We start from the raw sequence: 17,160 nt of genomic DNA, 5'->3' as shown, positions 1-17,160 counted from the left end.
CCCGCGCGGGGGAGCGACCCGCCCTGCCACGGCGAGGTGACGACGTCCACGTCGGTCCGTTCGAGCGCCGCGCGTTGCTGGTCGGCCGCCGTCCCGATTCCGCTCCGGTCGAGGTGCGATTCGAGTTCGAGGTAGTTCAGCGCGCGGAGACTCACGGTCACTCCGACTTCCGCGGGGGACGGTTTCACCCTACCGACTCGCGGTCGGACCGCGCGCCCCCGCCGCGGTCGGAGCGGAACGACTTTGCCCGGCGGTCTCTCTCCTCGGGACATGAGCATCGCGGAGGAACGCATCGAGCGCCTGCACGAACTCGCCCGCGAGGCGGCGACCGAGGACGAGTACGACCGCGCTCGCGAGTACGTCCGTCTCGCCCGCCGCCTCGCGGAGCGGAACCGGTGCGGTCTGCCGAAGTCGTTTCAGCGCTCGACCTGCGACGCCTGCGACGTCTACCTCCGACCGGGTCGGAACGCCCGCGTCCGCGTCCACCGGGGCCGCGTCGTCGTCCGCTGTCTGGAGTGCGGCGCGACGGAGCGCTACCCGTTCGAGTGAGACGAGCCGAATCCTCAACGTTCAAACCCCTCCACCCGTTGAAGCTACGTATGACTGACCACGACCTCGGAAGGAGGCGCACGACCTCGACGTGACCGTCTGGGTCGGCAAGAGCGGAATCAGCGCCGTCGAAGAGGAGTTGGACGACCAACTGAAGCGCAGCGACCTGGTGAAGATCAAGTTCCTGCGGTCGGCGCGCGCCGGCACCACCGTCGAGGAACTCACCGACGAACTCGCGGGGCGGGTGGACGCCGACGTCGTCGAGACCCGGGGGAACACCGGCGTCGTCCATCGATGAGTATCGGTGCTGTAGCCCTCCAACAGAGCGCCGACTCCGGCCTGTACGAGGCCGTCGGCGAGTTCCTCGCGGGGTTCGGCATTCCGGCGGGCGTCGCCGAACTCCTCGGCCGAATCATCGCGTTCGCCGCCGCGTTCGCCGCCGTCTACCTGCTCGGTCGGGGGCTCGCCTTCCCACTCGCCGACCGGGTGATGAACTCGCGTGACCTCGAAGCGCACGCACAGAAACCGCTCCGGCGTCTCCTCGGAATCGTCGTCGTCTTCGTCGCCGTCACCGTCGCGTTCGGCGCCGCGGGGCTTCCGAACTTCCTGCAGTCGCTGGCGACCATCGCGGCGGCGGCGACGCTCGCCATCGGCTTCGCGATGCAGGACGTGCTCCAGAACTTCGTCGCCGGCGTCTTCATCTACACGGACAAGCCGTTCCGCATCGGCGACTGGATCGAGTGGGACGGCAACTCGGGCGTCGTCGAGGACATCAGTTTCCGCGTCTCGCGCGTCCGCACGTTCGACAACGAACTGCTCACCGTGCCGAACTCCCAACTCACCGACGGCGTCATCAAGAACCCCGTCGCCAAGGACACGCTCCGCCTGCAGGTGCCGTTCGGCATCGGCTACGACGCCGACATCGACGCCGCGACGGAGGTCATCGTCGAGGAGGCGCAGTCGGACCCGGAGATTCTGGACGACCCCGCTCCGACGGTCCGCCTGACCGAACTGGGCGACTCCTCGGTCGTCCTCACCTCGCGGTTCTGGATATCCAACCCCAGTCGCGCCGACTTCGTGAAGACGAAGGCCGAGTACATCAAGCGGGTCAAACAGCGGTTCGACGAACTGGGTATCGACATCCCGTACCCGAACCGGACGCTCGGCGGCGAACTCACGGTGGCCGGCCTGCAAGAGGTCTCGGGTTCGCTCGACGACTGAGACGAGGGAACGAACGGTTCTCGCGTCCTCCGGCGCGTGCTACAGTTCGATGCGCTCGACGAGTTGGTCGTCGGCCTTCGTGTTGACCGCGACGATGCGGACGTGGTCTTCCAGTCCGGACTTGTGGAGTTTCGCCTTCAGGAGGTTGTCCACCTGGTAGACGCCCGCGGCGTTGACCATCTCTATCTCGACGAGGACGGCCTTGCTGTCGCCCGGTTCGAGCGTCACGTTGTCTATCGCCTGACTGGACAGCGTGTTGATGCCGCGGCCGCCCTTCTCGTACGGAATCCGGGACCGGCCGCGTTCCATGTCGAGCGCGTCCGCGACGCGGATGACGCCCGCCTCCGTCGTCAAGGGGTCCTCCTCGGTGTGGTGACAGAGGATGGCGTGGAGCACTTCCGCCTTCATCCGGACGACCTCCGAGGTGTCGTAGAACCGCGGGAGGAAGCGGTCCAACAGGTCGGCGGCGAGCGGAATCGAGTAGTAGGCGTGGTCGTCCCGGTGGACCACGTGCCCGATGTCGTGGATGGTCGCAGCGAGGGCGACGATGACCGCCTCGTCCTCCTCGTTCAGGCCCTGTTCGGCCGCGCCGTTGAACTCGACGCCGCCGGCCTCAGGAGGTCGTACAGGCGGAGCGCGCGGTTGCGGACGATTTCGATGTGCTTCTCGCCGTGGTCGTTGTACCCCTTTCGGGTGACGGCGTTGACGTTCTGCGCTCTGAGATACGTGTTCACCTCGGGGTCGTCGAGGAGCGTGGGCAGTATCTCGTTGAGTTTCTCGTCGGGGAAGCTGTGACTCTCGTCGGGGTCGTACTTTCGCCCGCCGTTGTCCGTGACGTCGTCTGTTGCTTCGGCCATGCCGTCGCACACTACGTTCGCGGGGTGAAAGAATCTCCGGTCGCCCCCCTCCGAGGTCAGTTCCGGGCCGACTCCGCCGCCGCCGCGACTTCGTCGTAGTCGGGTTCCGCGCCGGGGTCGTCGGACACCCACGCGTACGACACCGTGCGGTCGGCGTCGACGACGAACACCGCGCGCTTGGCGACGTTCCGAACCCCGGCCGACTCGAAGTCCATCGACACGTCGTAGTCGGGGATTATCTCGCGGTTCGTGTCGCTGACGAGCGCGAAGTTGAGGTCGTTCTGCCGCCGGAACTCGTTGAGCGTGAACGGCGTGTCGATGCTGACGCCGTACACCGTCGCGCCCACGTCCTCGAAGTTCGCCATCCGGTCGCGGAACGTGCACATCTCGGTGGTGCAGGTACTCGTGAACGCGGCGGGAAAGAACGCGAGGACGACGGGGGCTTCGTCGAGGCGGTCAGAGAGCGTGAACGACTCGACGTCGCCGTTCGCGAGCGGTGCGGTGAAGTCCGGGGCCTCGTCTCCGACTTCGAGCATACGCAATCCTCGTCGGAGGCGCGGTTGAACGTTCCGAAGTCAGTCAGTTCTCGCCGCGTTCGCGCATCGCCACCGCGAACGCGATGGCCGCGCCGAGGAACGAGGCGTTCCGGAGGAAGGCGTCGAACTCGTCGGCCCGTTGGTCGCCCTCCATGTTCCAGAAGTCGTGCATCTGCGGCGTCACGCCGAGGAGGAACGCGGCGATGGCGACGACGCCGAACAGGGGTGCGAGACCGACCGCGAGCAGGACGCCGCCGACGAGGAGCAGACCGCTCGCCGCCGGGACCAGCACGTCCGCGAACGGGACGCCGACGCTCTCGGCGTAGCCGACCATGTCTTCGCGGTTCGAGAGGTTGTCGTAGCCGTCGCGAGCGAACTTGGCGCCGAACGCCAGTCGCGCCACGACGAACAGCAGACGGTTTAGCATGCGTCCGTCTGAACGCCCAGCAGACGAGAAACCCTGACGGTCGGGGAGGGGCTCTCTGGTTTCGCTGACCCTTTGTCGTTCGATAGCGGTTTTTTCCGACAGAACGTTCTATTCGAAGACAGTCTGTGAAGATTGTCTTTTATTGCCGAATATCGGCGTCGAGAGGCACTCACGGTGCCGGAGACGGTTTTTCGCGCCCGCTCGGACGCCCGCCGAGGAGACTGAGAGATGCAAAAAGCCTATAGTTACGAGTAGGTTAGGCCCAGTTAGCGATGTCAACCATAGTACCCCTGTTCCCAGGGATCCCGGGTGGGCCGGAGCTCCTCATCGTGCTGCTCGTCCTCGTGCTGCTGTTCGGGGCGAACAAGATTCCGAAGCTCGCTCGGTCCACGGGTCAGGCCATGGGCGAGTTCCAGCGCGGACGCAACGAAATCGAAGAAGAGCTCAAGCAGATGGAGAACGGCGACGAAGACGACGAGGAGGACGAGGAGACGACGACGGCCACCTCCACCTCCACCTCGACGTCGTCGGAAACCAACTGAAGGCTCTCTCCACTCCGGCTTTCTCGGACGACGCGACACGCCGAGCGACTGCGTTCGACAGTCGGCCGCGCGGCGCGGTCGAATCGCACGACTCGGACGTATTATAGGGGACGCACCCGTAGCGACGCCGGGGCGTGTGGCCTAGCGGATAGGGCGAGAGGTTCCTAACCTCTCGATCGCGGGTTCGAATCCCGCCACGCCCGCTTCGACCTCGCTGCGCTCGGGCTCGCGGTCGTGTCGTACTCCCTCTCGCTGCGCTCGCGGGAGTCCCAGTCACGCCCGTTTTCCGGCGAGCGAAGCGAGTCTCGGCACGGTTCGAATCCGCCACTCGTTACGCTCGTGAGAGTTCCGCCACGTCACTCGCGTCGGACTCCGACCGAGAGCACCGTTCGCGACTTCCCGCTCACGACTCGTCACCGATAGAACAGCGACGCGACCGACTCGCCCGACTGGGTGCGAGCTTCAGCGCTCGATTCGACCTCGACAGCCGCCGAACGTGTCAGTTAATCTCGTATTAGACCTACGAGAAGCGACAGAACACCCGAGCGGCGACGACCGACGTTATCGCAAAAAAGAATGTTAGATAAACGGGACTTAAACGGGGTATAAAGCACCACGGGAGTTGCATTCCCGAATTCCAAATTAAATACAACAATATACAGAGTGCAAACTCTTGGCATTCTCACTAAACAGACCGTTAAATCCCCAGAAGCCTTTTTGATGGGGGGCAACCACCGGGGAACAATGGCTACCGACGACGACGCGTCCTCGCCGGTCCGACGGGATTCGGACGGCGACGACGAGGACGCGTTGGAGGGGGAGGTCGGCGGCGACCGGGTGGCCCTGGAAGGTGACGTCGCACCGGGGGACGCGGCGACCGACGGGGACCACCAGGACGCGACCGCCGAGGCGGACGACTCGACGGTCAGCGTCGGCGAGTACACGTGGGCGCACTTCCTCGACGAGTACGGCGAGGAAGGGGACGTCGAGTCGCTCTACCGGGGGCGAGACCCGCGGGAGAGTCACGACCGGTCCGGCGGGTCCCGATGGGACGACGCCGACGCCGACGAACCACCCACTCCGACGCGGCCGACGCGAGACGACTGGCAGAACGTCGAACTGGACCCGACCGACGAGCAGTATCTCGGCCACCACCCCGTCGACACCGAGGACGAAATCGCGGACGCGGCGGGCGAGGCCAAGCGCATCCAGGCGGCGTTCGACGAGTTCTGCGACCCCGAGACCACGCCCGTCGTCAAAGACACGTGGATGTGGGAGCACTACAAGCGGGAGTACTACTACGAGGACGACGGCAGTCGTCCCCGCGACGACGACGGCGAGATAGACCGCTTCGACGCCGAGGACGCTCTCGGGTTCGACCCCGACGTATCGAGAACGCCCTCGCGCGCGGCGCAGACCGCGCAGAGGAGTTGGACGACGTGGTCGAGGAACGAACCGTCGACGTGAACGAGGAGTTGGACGAGGACGCCTTCTTCTCGGACGAACGCGGCCGGACGACGGCGGCGAACCGCTACGACCTCGAGAAGGCGGTACCGATGGAGAAGAAGACCCACTTTCGGGAAGTCGAGCGGTACTGGGTGAACAAACCCCACTCGTTCGTCGTCCTCTTCCACTCCGTCAAGGAGAACGAGAAGAAGTACTACGTGGTCGAACCGTACCAGAACCGCATCGAGACGGACCTCACGGAGTTTCTCACCGGGAAGTTGCGGACGGCCATCAAGTACGACGACGAGAGCAGCATCGGGACGGGCGACGGGACGCGCCGGCGCGTCATCGAGCAACAGTCGCTCGAACTGTTGGAACGGTACGACCTGTACGACCCCGGCCCCGACGGCCACTCGGACGCACTCTCGCTCTCGTTCCGCCCCGATGGTTCGACCGAGGAGACCGACCCCGGCGCCGTCGCCGGTCTGTTCGACCGTCTCGGACTCGGGGACGACGGTGCCGCGACCGACGGCGGGTCGCAGTCACGCGACGGGTCGCTCGGGTCGTTCGCGCGTCGACTCGGCCTGGACGAGGGGTCGTTCGGCGGCCGTCTCGGCGGCCTGTTCGCCGAACCGCCGCGGCGGGACGACGGACTGAACGGCATCGCCGCCCGCCCCGAACCGGCCGTCCTCGAAGACGACGCCCAGACGCTGACGGAGTATCAGGTCGAGAAACTGCTCTACTACCTCCGCCGGGACTTCATCGGCTACGAGCGAATCGACGGCATCAAACACGACATCAACGTCGAGGACATCTCCTGCGACGGCTACAACTCCCCGGTGTTCGTCTACCACTCCGACTACGAGCAGATAATCACGAACGTCCTCCACGAGGAGACCGAGTTGGACGACTTCGTCGTGAAACTCGCCCAGCGGTCGGGGAAAGGTATCTCCAAGCGGCGGCCGCAGGTGGACGCGACGCTACCGGACGGCTCCCGCGCGCAACTCACGCTGGGCCGCGAGGTGTCCGACCACGGGACCAACTACACCATCCGGCAGTTCAAGGACGTGCCGTTCACGCCCATCGACCTCGTGAACTGGAACACGTTCTCGCTGGAGGAGATGGCGTTCCTGTGGCTCTGCATCGAGAATCACAAGTCGCTCATCTTCGCCGGCGGGACGGCCTCGGGGAAGACCACCTCGCTGAACGCGGTGTCGCTTTTCATCCCCTCGAACTCGAAGATCGTCTCCATCGAGGACACCCGGGAGGTGGAACTGCCGCAGCGAAACTGGATCGCCTCCGTCACCCGGCCGTCGTTCTCCGACGACGACAAGGGCGACGTGGACGAGTTCGACCTGCTGGAAGCGGCACTCCGACAGCGACCCGACTACATCGTGATGGGAGAGATTCGGGGCGAGGAGGGGCGCACGCTGTTTCAGGTGATGTCCACCGGGCACACGACGTACACGACGTTCCACGCCGACAGCGTGGGCGAGGTGCTGAAGCGCTTCACGACCGACCCCATCAACGTCTCGAAGACGATGTTCTCCGCCCTCGACCTGGTGTCCATCCAGACGTCGACGCGGGTGCAGGGGAACAAGGTCCGCCGGAACAAGTCCCTGACCGAGATAAACCACTACGACGCCGAGAACGACGAGATAAACGTCCAGGACGTCTACCAGTGGCAGGCCGAGACCGACGAGTTCCTGCAGATGGGCGCCTCGAACACGTTGGAGGAGATTCGGTTCGACCGCGGGTGGACCGAGGAGACGCTTCAGCACGAACTGTTCGTGCGGCAGGTCGTCCTCGCGTACCTCATCGAACGCGGCCTCAACACGTACACGCAGGTGGCCGCGACGCTGCAGGCGTTCATCAACGACTCCGAGACCATCCTCACGCTGATGGCCGAGGACGACCTCGAACGCAGCCTCGAAGACCTCCGCGAGATGGAGTCGGTCCACATCAACGTCGACCCCAAGAAGGAGGAGATGGTCCCGCGGCCGGACCCGCCCGAGGAGGTCCTCGAACTCTGCCGGGAGATTCTCGCCCGCGCCGAGGAGGAACTGTTCCCCGACTATCGCGGCCGCGACGCCGACGAGGTGGCCGACGCCCTCCGGCACATCGCGGACGAACCCGACGTGAGCGCGCGGTACGAGGACCGAACGGCCCTCGACGCCCTGGACGAGGCGACGCGGCAGGACCCCCGAACTCGACGCGGGCGAGGACGGTCCGTCGGAACTCGACGCGAGCGACGACGACGGACCGGGCGAACTAGAAGACGGCGGCGCGCCCCCGTTGGACGCCGGCGAAGGCGGGGACGGCGAGTCCGCGGACGAAGGGGGAGACGACGCAGACGCGACGGCGACGCCCGAGACGGACGACGGGGCCGACGACCGGTCGCCGGAGTCGGCCGACGGCGACGACTCCGACCGACCCGCGGGCGGCACCGACACCTCGGAGGAGGAGTTCATCGAGGAACTCCTCGGCGAGGACGCCTCCGAGGAGTTGGAGGAGGAGGGGTGGGGCTTCGGCGAGTTCGAGAACGCCGACCCCGAGGACGCCCTCGGCGACGACACCGGTTCCGACGAGACCGACGGTTCGGCCGACAGGGACGGTGTGGTCGACCCGGACGCCGGCGGGGACGACGCCGAGACGGACGCCGCCGCAGGCGACGAGGACGACGAAGACACCGCGGACAGCGGCCGAAACAGCGACGACGAAGATACCGCGGACGCGACGGAGACGGGGGAACCGAGGGAGGCGCGTAGATGAGTCTCGACTCGCCCGGAACCGGCGGCTTCGACCGGGACACCGACACGCTCGGCGACGCGTTCTACCCGCTGTTCCGCCTCCTGTTCGACGAGGACGGCGACTTCGTGGACGACGTCGAGCGGAAACTCGAACAGGCCCGGATGCCCGCGACGGTGGAGTTGTACCTCGCGCGCGCCCTCGCCGTCGGCGCTCTCGCGGGCGGGACGCTCTGGCTCTTGGGGTCGCTGCTCGGCTACTCGCTGTTCGCGTTCGGCGTCGTCACCGCGGAGACGGTCAGCATCGGTCTCCCGACGCCCGACGCGCGGACGGCCGAACTGCTGGAGTCGCTGACGATGCCGTTCGCCGTCCTCGTCTCCGGCCTCGTCTTCGGCGGCATCGGCTTCGGCGCCGGGTTCGGCACGCTGGTCGCCGTCCCGTTCTCGAAGGCGTCGAGTCGGAAGCGGGAGATAAACATGCTCCTCCCCGACGCCATCTCGTTCATGTACGCCCTCTCGGTGGGCGGGCTGAACCAACTGGAGATTCTGGAGGCGATGGGTCGCGCCGAGGACACGTACGGCGAAGTCGCCCGCGAGTTCCAGAGCATCGTCCAGGAGACGGAGTACTTCGGTACCGACTACCGAAACGCCATCCGCGACCAGGCGATGGTGACGCCGTCGGACGAACTGGCGCAGTTCCTGACCGACATGCTCTCCATCGTCAACTCCGGCGGCAACATGGAGCGCTTCCTCGACGACAAGAAGGAGAAGCACCTCCGCACCGCGAAACAGGAGCAGGAGATGACGCTGGAGACGCTGGAACTGTTCGGGGAGATGTACATGACGCTCTCGCTGTTCCCCCTGCTTCTCATCATCATCCTCGTCATCATGAGCATGCTGGGGCAGGCCCAGCAGTCGCTGCTGTACGCGACGGTGTACGGCCTGATTCCGCTCACCGGCGTCGGCTTCCTCGTCCTCGTCTCGACGGTGAAGCAGGACGAACCGGGGGACGGCTACCTCAGACCCGACGGCGCCTCCGACCGCCTCGAACAGAGCCACCGGGAGGGGCTGATTCACATGGGACTCGTCGAGAGCTTCGTCGGCGACTCCCGCCTCTTCGACCGGGTCCGCTCCCGGGAGGGGACGTACAAGACGAAACGGCTGCTCGAACGCCCGCACCTCTTCTTCAGGGACCACCCGCTCTACACGCTCGTCCTCACCGTCCCGGCCGCGTCCGTCCTCGTGCTGACGGCCGTCGTCGGCGGGGCCGCCCCCCTCTCGTGGGACGGCATGTTGGAGAACCCCATCTGGGGGACGTTCGTCTGGTGGTACGTCCCCGTCTACGTCGTCGGCATCCCGCTGGCGTTCTTCCACGGCTGGAACAACCGCTCTCGACAGGCCGTCGTCGGCAAACTGTCGGAGAACCTCCGCAAACTGTCGAGCGCCAACGACACCGGTCAGACGCTCTTGGAATCGGTCAAGACCGTCTCGGACACCTCCTCGGGCAAACTCGCCGACGAGTTCGACGTGATGCACGCGAAGGTGAACTACGGGATGAGTCTCCGGTCGGCGCTCGTCGAGTTCAACAACAAGTACCACATCCCCCGCCTCGCCCGGACGGTGAAGCTCATCTCGAAGGCGCAGGAGGCGTCGAGCCAGATAACGGACGTGCTGACGACGGCGGCGCAGGCGTCGGAGAACCAGGACGACATCGAACGCGAGCGGAAGTCGCGGACGCGGATGCAGGTGGCCATCATCCTGATGACGTACCTGACGCTGCTGGCGGTGATGGCCATCCTGAAGACGCAGTTCCTCGACGTGATGGCCGGACTCACCTCGCAGGCGAGTGCGAGCAGTTCGGGGTCGCAGGCGGTTCAGGGCGGGCCGAGTTTCGGCGGGTCCGTAGACACGGCGATGCTCTCGCTGCTGTTCCTCCACGCGGTGACGCTGCAGGCGACGCTCTCGGGGTTCATCAGCGGCTACATCCGGAGCGCGGACATCGTCTCGGGCGTCAAGTTCGTCGTGATACTCCAGACCATCGCGCTGGCGGTGTGGGCGGTGGTCGGATGAGCGTGCGCGACTCTCGCTCGCGACCGAACGACAGGGCCCAGACGACGATGGACTTCGTCGTCGGCGTCAGCGTGTTCCTCCTCGTCGTCGTCTTCGTCGTCGCGTTCGTCCCCGGCATCTTCGAGCCGTTCGCGTCGTCCGACCGGACGCAGACGAGCGACAGACTCGCCGCGACGCTGACCGGCGACGCTCTCGGCGACCCGGCGACGCCGGGCGCGTTGAACGCGACGTGCACGTGGTCGTTCTTCAGGCAGGTGCAGACGGGAACTGACACCGGCGTGGACTGCGGCTTCGACGCCAGCACGGACACCGTCGCCGCGACGCTCGGCTCGGAGCACGTCGCCGTGAACGTCACCGTCTACGACGGCGAGACGGTCGCCGAACTCGACGCACCGCCCGGCATCGGCGGTTCGGCCCGCGAACTCCGCGCCGGGCCGCCCGTGCCCGACAACCGGGGCGTGGCGACGACGCGGCGCGTCGTCCTCGTCGACGACCGGACGCGGCAACTGGTGGTGAGGGTGTGGTGACGCCGGACCGTCGCGGACAGGCCCACACGCTGGAGGCCATCGCCGCGGGCATCCTGCTCCTCTCCAGCGTCGCCTTCGCGCTTCAAGTGACGGCGGTGACGCCGTTGACGGGCAGCACGTCGAACCAACGCATCGAGGACCACCAGGCCACCGTCGCCGAGGACGTCCTCGCGACGCAGGCGGCCAACGGCACGCTCCGGGCGGGCCTGCTGTACTGGAACGACTCGAAGCGGCAGTGGCACGGGGCCCCGTGGGACGGCTACCACGACGGCGCGCCCGACGACACCGCGCTGGGCCGGGCGTGAACGACGCCCTCCTCGACAGAGGCGTCGCGTACAACCTGAACGTCTACTTCTGGCGGAACGACCAGCGAATCCGCGAGCAGGTCGTCTACCTCGGCGAACCGAGCGACCACGCCTCCACCGCGACGTGGACCATCACGCTGTACGACGACGACAGGCTCCGGGACCGAGACGGCAATCCGACGGCGACGACGCTGGCCGACGCCGGGGACGCGTACTTCGCCCCGGACGTGGAGCCCGACGGTCCCGTCCGGAACGTCGTCGTCGTGGAGGTGGTGACGTGGCGGATGTGACCGACGGGGACCGTGGACAGCTCATCCTCGTCACCGCCCTCGCCATGGCGACGCTGTTCGTCGTCCTCTCGCTCCTCGTGAACACGACCATCTACACCGGCAACGTCGCCACCCGGTCGGACGTGAGCGAGTCCACAGAGGTCGTCAACTACCGCACCGAGGCCGTCGTCGCCGCCGAACGGACGGTCGCGTACGTCAACCGCCACGACAACGATTCGAGCGCCGTCGGCGTCGACGGGGCCTATCGGGCGTTGAACGAGTCGCTGCGCCGCGGGGTCGCCAACTGGAGTGACGACGCCGCCGCCCACGGCGCGCTCTCGGGAACCGGGACGGAGACGCGCGTCGTGACTGTCCGGAACGGGTCGCGGGTCGCACAGACGGACGCCGCGCGCGCCCTGTCGAGTCCGGGCGGCGCGACGGAGTGGACGGCGGTCACCGGCGCGACGGGCGTCCGCGGGCCGAGGATGAACCTCTCTACGTCGGCGCTCGCCCCCGTGGCCGACGACGGCGACGACGTGAGCCAACTCGTCGCGGACGGCGCGTTCCGGATGAACCTCACCGAGACGGACGGCGAGAACCGGTCGCTGTTCGTCTACGAACGGAACGACGGGAACGTGGGCGTGACCGTCCGCGAACCGGACGGAACCGTCCGGACGTGCCGCGCGCCCGACGACGGGCGGGTGACGCTCGACGCGCGGGCGGCGACGCTGGCGGGCGAGTCCTGTCCGGCCCTCGGGGCGTTCGCGACGACCGACGACCCGTTCGACGTGACGTTCGTCTCCTCGAACGCGGCCGCCGGGACGTACTCGGTGGCCGTCGACCGGCGTGCCGACGGCGGGGCGTTTCCCTCGCTGTCGCGCGACGCCGGGACGCCGTTCTACACGGCGGCCGTCTACACCGCGGACGTGACCGTTATCTACCGCAGTCCGCAGACGCACTACAACGCCACGGTGGGGGTGCCGAATGCGGGCGCGTGAGGCCGACCGCGGCGTCTCCACGACGCTCGGATACGTGCTGACGCTGTCCATCACCGCGGTTCTCGTCTCGGTGCTGTTGGTCGGGACGGGCCAGTACGTCGACGACCAGCGCAGTCAGGTCGCAGAGCGGGAACTGTCGGTGCTCTCCGACGCGTCGCCGCCCGCACCGCGGACGTCGACCGGATGGTCCGCGCCGGCGACGGCGCGAACGCCGTCCGCGTGAGCGTGGACCTCCCGCGGACCGTCGCCGGGACGCCCTACCGAATCGAGGTGAGCGAACCGTCGGTGACGACGCCGCGGACGCACGACATCACCCTCTCGACCGGTCGGACGGGCGAGTCGGTGACCGTGACGGTTCGCACCGGCGTCGACGTCGAGTCGGCCAGTCTCGCCGGCGGGAGCGTCGTCGTCGTCTACGACCCGGCGGCCGACACGCTGTCGTTCGAGGCCGGCGACGACGTCTCGCCCGCCGTCGCGCCGCCGTCGGCGTTCGCCGCCGCACCCGGGGGTGGCGTCTGATGCGGTCGGTGGCCCCCGACCGGCGCGCCGTCTCCTCCACCGTCGCCGTCGTCCTCCTCCTCGGGATGACGCTCCTGGGGACGGGCATCATCGTCGGCGTCGGGTCGTCGGCGATGTCCGCGACCCAGCAGTCGGTGGATGTCGAACGCGCCGAGCAGTCGATGACGCAGTTCGACGCCGTCACCGCGATGGTGGGGTTGGGACAGACCGGACGCGAGTCGGTGTCGCTTCGGAGTTCCTCGGACGGCCAGTACGCCGTCTCGCCCGACGACGGGTGGATACGCATCACTCACTACAACTACTCCGCCGACAGCGACGAAGTGGTCTACAACGCCTCGCTCGGGTCGGTCACCTACCGAACCGAGACCACCGACGTGACGTACCAGGGCGGCGGCGTCTGGCGGCAGAGCGAGGGCGGCACGTCGATGGTGTCGCCGCCGGAGTTCCACTACCGCGACGCGACGCTCACGCTCCCCGTGGTCCGCGTTCGGAACGCCGACTCCGGGTCGGGCCGGGTGCGAGCGGTGGTCTCGCGGCGCGACGAGGTGGCGCGCGTCTACCCGAAACCGGACGCGTCCGGCCCGGGGTGGGAGACGTACGCCGACGGGACGACGCCGTACCGCAATCCGGTCCGCAACGGGTCGGTGAACGTCACCGTCCAGAGCGAGTTCTACCGCGGATGGGCGGAGTATTTCCGCACGCGCACCACCGGGAACGTCACCCTCGACCACGCGAACCGGACCGCGACGCTGGAACTCGCCACCGTGGGGATGGTCGGGTCGTTCGCCCTCCCGGCGAAGAACGAGGGCGTCGAGATTCGCGGGATGGCCGCCAAACACCCCATCAAGCAGTTCGAGGTGTCGCTCGCGAAGTCCAACGGCGGCAACAACAACATGGACTTCTCGTTCTACGCGACGAAGGGCGCGCAGGCGTACGAGACGGTGGTCCACGTCCCGAAGGGAATCGGGAACTACTGCAAGAACGGGAAGGACGCGGACATGACGATGGCCGTCTACTACCGCAACGGGAGCGGGAGCCAGCACGTCTGGACGAACGACAGCATCCCCGCCGGAACCGGGCCGGTCAGCATCGACTGCTCGACGGAGACCATCTCGGTGAACTACACGAGTCCCATGTCGATGACCTACGGCGGCCCCGGGGCGACGGACGAGACGTCGCTGACGTGGGACGCTCCCCTCGCCTCGGAGGCGCAGTTCAACCACTCGGGTGCCGACGGCGAGAACACCACGTTCACGCCGGGCGAGGAGACGGCGGCCGGCCACCTCACCAGACACTACCTCAGTTTCTTCGCGCCGGAGTTCGACCTGAGCGTCTGGCACGGCCCCGGAAACAGCGGGAAAGCCCGACTCGACGTGGACGATTCGACGGGCGAACTCCGGTACGACACCACCACCTCCTCCCGATACATCACGTTCCTCCACGTGACGGAGAACAACGTCACGGTCGAACTGGAGTGACCGAGCACCGCCGCCGGGTCGAACCACGTCGGTTGTGACCCCGCTCGCGTCGCCCTCTGCATCACTCGAACGCCGCCTGGCGTCACTCGAACGCCGTCTGGACGGTGGCGCGGACGACGGAGACGCGCGACACGTCGTCGAGACTGCAGGACACCGCGGTCGAACTGTCGGTGTAGGCGTCGCAGGAGAACCCCTCGGACTCGAAGTAGTCGCCCCACGCCGGCGCGTACGGCGACGAGACGTTGAACCGGAGCGTCACTGACGCGTCGGTCCGCGTCAGGAGCGTCGTCCGGGACGTCTCGACGGTCCGGATGCGGGCGATTCGCTCGCCCCCCACCTGCGTGGTCCCCTGAGGAACCGACCGCACGAGTTGGACGACGACGCGGTCCTCGTCGAACACGAAGTCGGGTTCGTGGACCATCCGCGGCGGGCCGTCCCCGTCCGTCCGCAGGACGGCCCCCGTCGCGTACCGCACCTCGCCGGCGTCGCCGAGGGTCATCACGACTGGCGACAGCGAGACGGCACCCGTCGAGTTGTTCGCGTTCGCGGCGGGCGTCGCCGGCGTGGCGTCGAGGCTGACGTTCACCGTCGTCTCGCCGTATCCGAGCGTGGAGTCGGCGAGTTTGAGTTCCGTCCCGCGACTCGGCGCGCCGCGGCGGGCCACGTCGTCGACGTTGTCGGCGAACACCTCGAACGCGCGTTCGGCGTTGTTCACCCGTTCGTAGTCGCGCGCGTCTCGGAGTTCCCCCACCCCGAAGGCGTACACCGTTCCGACGGAGGCGACGACGAGGCCGAACACGAGGACGAACCCCAGCACGTCGCTCACCCCCCGACTGTCTCCCTGCAGAGGCACGTCGAACCGTTCATCGAGGGGGTAATTAAGTGTAGTGTCGAGGGGACAATCTTGATACCCTGAACGGTGCAACACCCGGTCATGTCCGACCAGCCGTCCGCCCCGTCCCGGGGCGTCAAGGCAGGAGTCGCGGTACTCTGCCTCCTCGTCCTCGCGTACAGCGTCGTCGTCGCCGGACAGATTCTGCTCGGCGTCCTGTTCTGCGCCCTCGTGTACGGCCTGTTCCTCGCGTACTACCTCCTCGGTGCGTTCGTCCGCCTCGTCGACTCCGTCGAGCGCATCGCCGACGCGTAGAGGGGAGAGCGGACCAGACCGGACATCGGGTCGCCGACGGCACCCGGTCTCGGGACGACCGGTCCCGAAGCGAGGGGTCGCGCGACCACCTCGAAGACCGGTGGTGAGCGTCCGGCGAACGCGCGCCGCCGCGACGCGACGGCCGTCGACGCGCGTCGTCACTCGAACTCCACGTCGTGTTCCTCGCCCGCCAGCGCGACGTGGCCGTAGTTGAGCAGGCCGACGAAGACGGACCCGCCGACGACGTTGCCGAGCGTCGTCCACACGAGGAAGTGCGCGAAGCCGTCGACGCCGACGTCGCCGAGGAGTATCGCCGCCGTGAGCACCTCCGTCGTCCCGAGGATGCTGTGGTGGAACGGGCCGAAGCCGATCGTCGCGGTGCCGAGGAGGACGAACAGCACTCGGCCGACGGTGTCGCGACTGGCCGCCGAGAGCCACGTCACGAGCCCCATCAGCCAGCCGGCGACGACGCCGCTGAGAAGAATCACCCACACGGGAACGGGAGGAGTGCGGACGCCAGCGTGCCGAACGCCCGCGGCGCGACGACGCCCATCGCCGGCCCGAGTGTGGCGGCGAGGACGGCGAACGCCGCACAGCCGAGGAGGTTCCCCGCGTACGTCACGCCCCAGACGCGCGCGAGGTCCCCGAGCGACGCGCGCCCGTCGAGGACGGGGAGGACGGCCATCGTCGAGTGCGCGGTGAACAGTTCCGTCTGGCCGACGACGACGAACAGGAATGCGACGGCGGAGACGCCGGCCAACACCGCCTGCTGGACGAGCGTGGAGTCGAACCCGCCCGAGAACGTCAGCGCCATCGCCATGAACAGCGCCCCGAAACTCAGGTTGAGACCGGCGGCGAACGCCGAGAGGAAGACGCCGCCCGGCGGGCGGTGTATCTCCTGTAGCGCGTTCTCCATCTCGCGTTCGAGGATGTGCCGGTACGAGAGCGACGCGCCGGACGGGCCGGACGTTTCGGAACTCATCGTGTCTCCCCTCGGCGTTTTCGGGGTCGCGTGGACTTTCTTACGGCCGACGAAGGCTGACCGCGGGCGCACGGGAGTGCGAACGGGGAGCGAACGACGGCGCCGGCGACCCAACAGCCAAGGCCCCCGACGACGCAGGAGAACCGATGACCGACCCGACCGTCTCGAACCGGGTGGCGGAGATAGAACCGCAGCAGATACGGCGGCTGTTCGACCTCGCGGCCGCGCACGACGGCGACGACGTCGTCCACCTCGAAGTCGGCGAACCCGACTTCCGGACGCCCGACCACGTCGTCGAGGCGGCGGCGACGGCGGCGCGGGACGGCGAGACGAACTACACGGCGAACGCGGGCATCGCTCCCCTTCGCGAGGCCATCGCCGACCGACTGCGCGGCCGCGACGTGGCCGCCGACGCCGACCGGGTCGTGGTCACGACGGGCGGCGTCGAAGCGCTCTATCTGACCCTCCTGACGGTGACCGACCCCGGCGACGAGGTGGTCGTGCCGACGCCCGCGTGGCCGAACCCGCTCTCGCAGACGG

Annotated in this window: 17 protein-coding genes, 1 tRNA gene and 4 pseudogenes; 16 read left to right on the top strand and 6 right to left on the bottom strand. The window is 67.6% G+C overall.

From position 1 onward, the window contains the following. Nucleotides 1-155 (bottom strand): annotated as a pseudogene (locus tag GJ632_RS09610) (glycosyltransferase family 1 protein); the annotation flags it as partial. Between the two features lie 115 nt (nt 156-270). On the opposite strand from GJ632_RS09610, the gene GJ632_RS09605 reads away from it, so the two are divergent. The 3 genes from GJ632_RS09605 (at nt 271) to GJ632_RS09595 (ending at nt 1,770) form a co-directional block, all read left to right on the top strand. After that, nucleotides 271-549: a ribonuclease P protein component 4 gene (locus GJ632_RS09605; protein ID WP_089806102.1), complete on the top strand. Its 279-nt coding sequence runs from the start codon at nt 271-273 to the stop codon at nt 547-549. 91 nt (nt 550-640) lie between these two features. Next, nucleotides 641-847 carry a YhbY family RNA-binding protein gene (locus tag GJ632_RS09600; RefSeq protein WP_343161112.1) on the top strand — a complete coding sequence of 69 codons (207 nt, stop codon included), beginning with the start codon at nt 641-643 and terminating at the stop codon, nt 845-847. Further along, a complete protein-coding gene (locus GJ632_RS09595) occupies nt 844-1,770 on the top strand; it encodes a mechanosensitive ion channel family protein (RefSeq protein WP_191452795.1) in 927 nt (308 codons plus the stop codon). Before GJ632_RS09600 ends, GJ632_RS09595 begins: the two co-directional genes overlap by 4 nt. A gap of 39 nt (nt 1,771-1,809) precedes the next feature. Here GJ632_RS09595 and GJ632_RS09590 read toward each other — a convergent pair. From GJ632_RS09590 to GJ632_RS09580, 3 genes and pseudogenes are all read right to left on the bottom strand, one after another. Then, nucleotides 1,810-2,627, bottom strand: a pseudogene (locus tag GJ632_RS09590) (HD domain-containing protein). A gap of 56 nt (nt 2,628-2,683) precedes the next feature. After that, complete coding sequence (locus tag GJ632_RS09585; protein WP_191452794.1) at nt 2,684-3,163, bottom strand: redoxin domain-containing protein; 480 nt, start codon at nt 3,161-3,163, stop codon at nt 2,684-2,686. Between the two features lie 43 nt (nt 3,164-3,206). Next, a complete protein-coding gene (locus GJ632_RS09580) occupies nt 3,207-3,590 on the bottom strand; it encodes a DoxX family membrane protein (protein ID WP_191452793.1) in 384 nt (127 codons plus the stop codon). Nucleotides 3,591-3,862: 272 nt separating this feature from the next. Between GJ632_RS09580 and GJ632_RS09575 the strand changes: the two genes are divergently transcribed. The 11 genes and pseudogenes from GJ632_RS09575 to GJ632_RS09535 all read left to right on the top strand — a co-directional run bounded on the left by GJ632_RS09575 (nt 3,863) and on the right by GJ632_RS09535 (nt 14,491). Then, complete coding sequence (locus tag GJ632_RS09575) at nt 3,863-4,132, top strand: twin-arginine translocase TatA/TatE family subunit (protein WP_089806091.1); 270 nt, start codon at nt 3,863-3,865, stop codon at nt 4,130-4,132. Between the two features lie 130 nt (nt 4,133-4,262). Then, a tRNA-Arg gene (locus tag GJ632_RS09570) sits at nt 4,263-4,335 on the top strand. Between the two features lie 541 nt (nt 4,336-4,876). Next, nucleotides 4,877-8,350, top strand: a pseudogene (locus GJ632_RS09565) (ATPase, T2SS/T4P/T4SS family). Then, nucleotides 8,347-10,395 carry a type II secretion system F family protein gene (locus GJ632_RS09560; protein WP_191452792.1) on the top strand — a complete coding sequence of 683 codons (2,049 nt, stop codon included), beginning with the start codon at nt 8,347-8,349 and terminating at the stop codon, nt 10,393-10,395. The pseudogene GJ632_RS09565 and the gene GJ632_RS09560 overlap by 4 nt, the downstream one beginning before the upstream one ends. Before the next feature lie 47 nt (nt 10,396-10,442). After that, nucleotides 10,443-10,922: a hypothetical protein gene (locus GJ632_RS09555; RefSeq protein WP_231751453.1), complete on the top strand. Its 480-nt coding sequence runs from the start codon at nt 10,443-10,445 to the stop codon at nt 10,920-10,922. Further along, the gene (locus tag GJ632_RS23475) at nt 10,916-11,227 is read left to right on the top strand and encodes a hypothetical protein (RefSeq protein WP_231751452.1); all 312 of its coding nucleotides are present in this window, start codon (nt 10,916-10,918) and stop codon (nt 11,225-11,227) included. Before GJ632_RS09555 ends, GJ632_RS23475 begins: the two co-directional genes overlap by 7 nt. Continuing rightward, nucleotides 11,224-11,517 carry a hypothetical protein gene (locus tag GJ632_RS23470; RefSeq protein ID WP_231751451.1) on the top strand — a complete coding sequence of 98 codons (294 nt, stop codon included), beginning with the start codon at nt 11,224-11,226 and terminating at the stop codon, nt 11,515-11,517. Before GJ632_RS23475 ends, GJ632_RS23470 begins: the two co-directional genes overlap by 4 nt. Further along, nucleotides 11,514-12,494, top strand: coding sequence for a hypothetical protein (locus GJ632_RS09545; RefSeq protein WP_343161111.1), 981 nt, complete (start codon nt 11,514-11,516; stop codon nt 12,492-12,494). The genes GJ632_RS23470 and GJ632_RS09545 overlap by 4 nt, the downstream gene beginning before the upstream one ends. Next, the gene (locus GJ632_RS23465) at nt 12,481-12,717 is read left to right on the top strand and encodes a hypothetical protein (protein WP_231751450.1); all 237 of its coding nucleotides are present in this window, start codon (nt 12,481-12,483) and stop codon (nt 12,715-12,717) included. The genes GJ632_RS09545 and GJ632_RS23465 overlap by 14 nt, the downstream gene beginning before the upstream one ends. Further along, nucleotides 12,678-13,013 (top strand): hypothetical protein, encoded by a 336-nt coding sequence (locus GJ632_RS23460; RefSeq protein WP_231751449.1) that lies wholly within the window; start codon nt 12,678-12,680, stop codon nt 13,011-13,013. The genes GJ632_RS23465 and GJ632_RS23460 overlap by 40 nt, the downstream gene beginning before the upstream one ends. Continuing rightward, nucleotides 13,013-14,491: a hypothetical protein gene (locus GJ632_RS09535; protein WP_191452790.1), complete on the top strand. Its 1,479-nt coding sequence runs from the start codon at nt 13,013-13,015 to the stop codon at nt 14,489-14,491. Before GJ632_RS23460 ends, GJ632_RS09535 begins: the two co-directional genes overlap by 1 nt. 82 nt (nt 14,492-14,573) lie before the next feature. Here GJ632_RS09535 and GJ632_RS09530 read toward each other — a convergent pair whose 3' ends face one another. Then, nucleotides 14,574-15,344 carry a hypothetical protein gene (locus GJ632_RS09530; RefSeq protein ID WP_343161110.1) on the bottom strand — a complete coding sequence of 257 codons (771 nt, stop codon included), beginning with the start codon at nt 15,342-15,344 and terminating at the stop codon, nt 14,574-14,576. A gap of 81 nt (nt 15,345-15,425) precedes the next feature. Between GJ632_RS09530 and GJ632_RS09525 the strand changes: the two genes are divergently transcribed. Continuing rightward, a complete protein-coding gene (locus GJ632_RS09525) occupies nt 15,426-15,638 on the top strand; it encodes a hypothetical protein (protein ID WP_231751448.1) in 213 nt (70 codons plus the stop codon). Between the two features lie 158 nt (nt 15,639-15,796). Here GJ632_RS09525 and GJ632_RS25895 read toward each other — a convergent pair. Next, nucleotides 15,797-16,620: pseudogene (locus tag GJ632_RS25895) on the bottom strand (formate/nitrite transporter family protein). Nucleotides 16,621-16,766: 146 nt separating this feature from the next. Here GJ632_RS25895 and GJ632_RS09515 point away from each other — a divergent pair. Then, nucleotides 16,767-17,160, top strand: a 394-nt coding sequence (locus tag GJ632_RS09515) for an aminotransferase class I/II-fold pyridoxal phosphate-dependent enzyme (protein WP_191452789.1), incomplete at its 3' end; no start/stop codon positions are given.

This window comes from Halogeometricum sp. CBA1124 (assembly GCF_009741955.1).
GTDB classification, from domain to species: Archaea; Halobacteriota; Halobacteria; order Halobacteriales; family Haloferacaceae; genus Halogeometricum; species Halogeometricum rufum.
The sequence above is the reverse complement of the archived record's forward strand: the minus strand, read 5'-3'. Positions and strand labels throughout refer to the sequence as shown.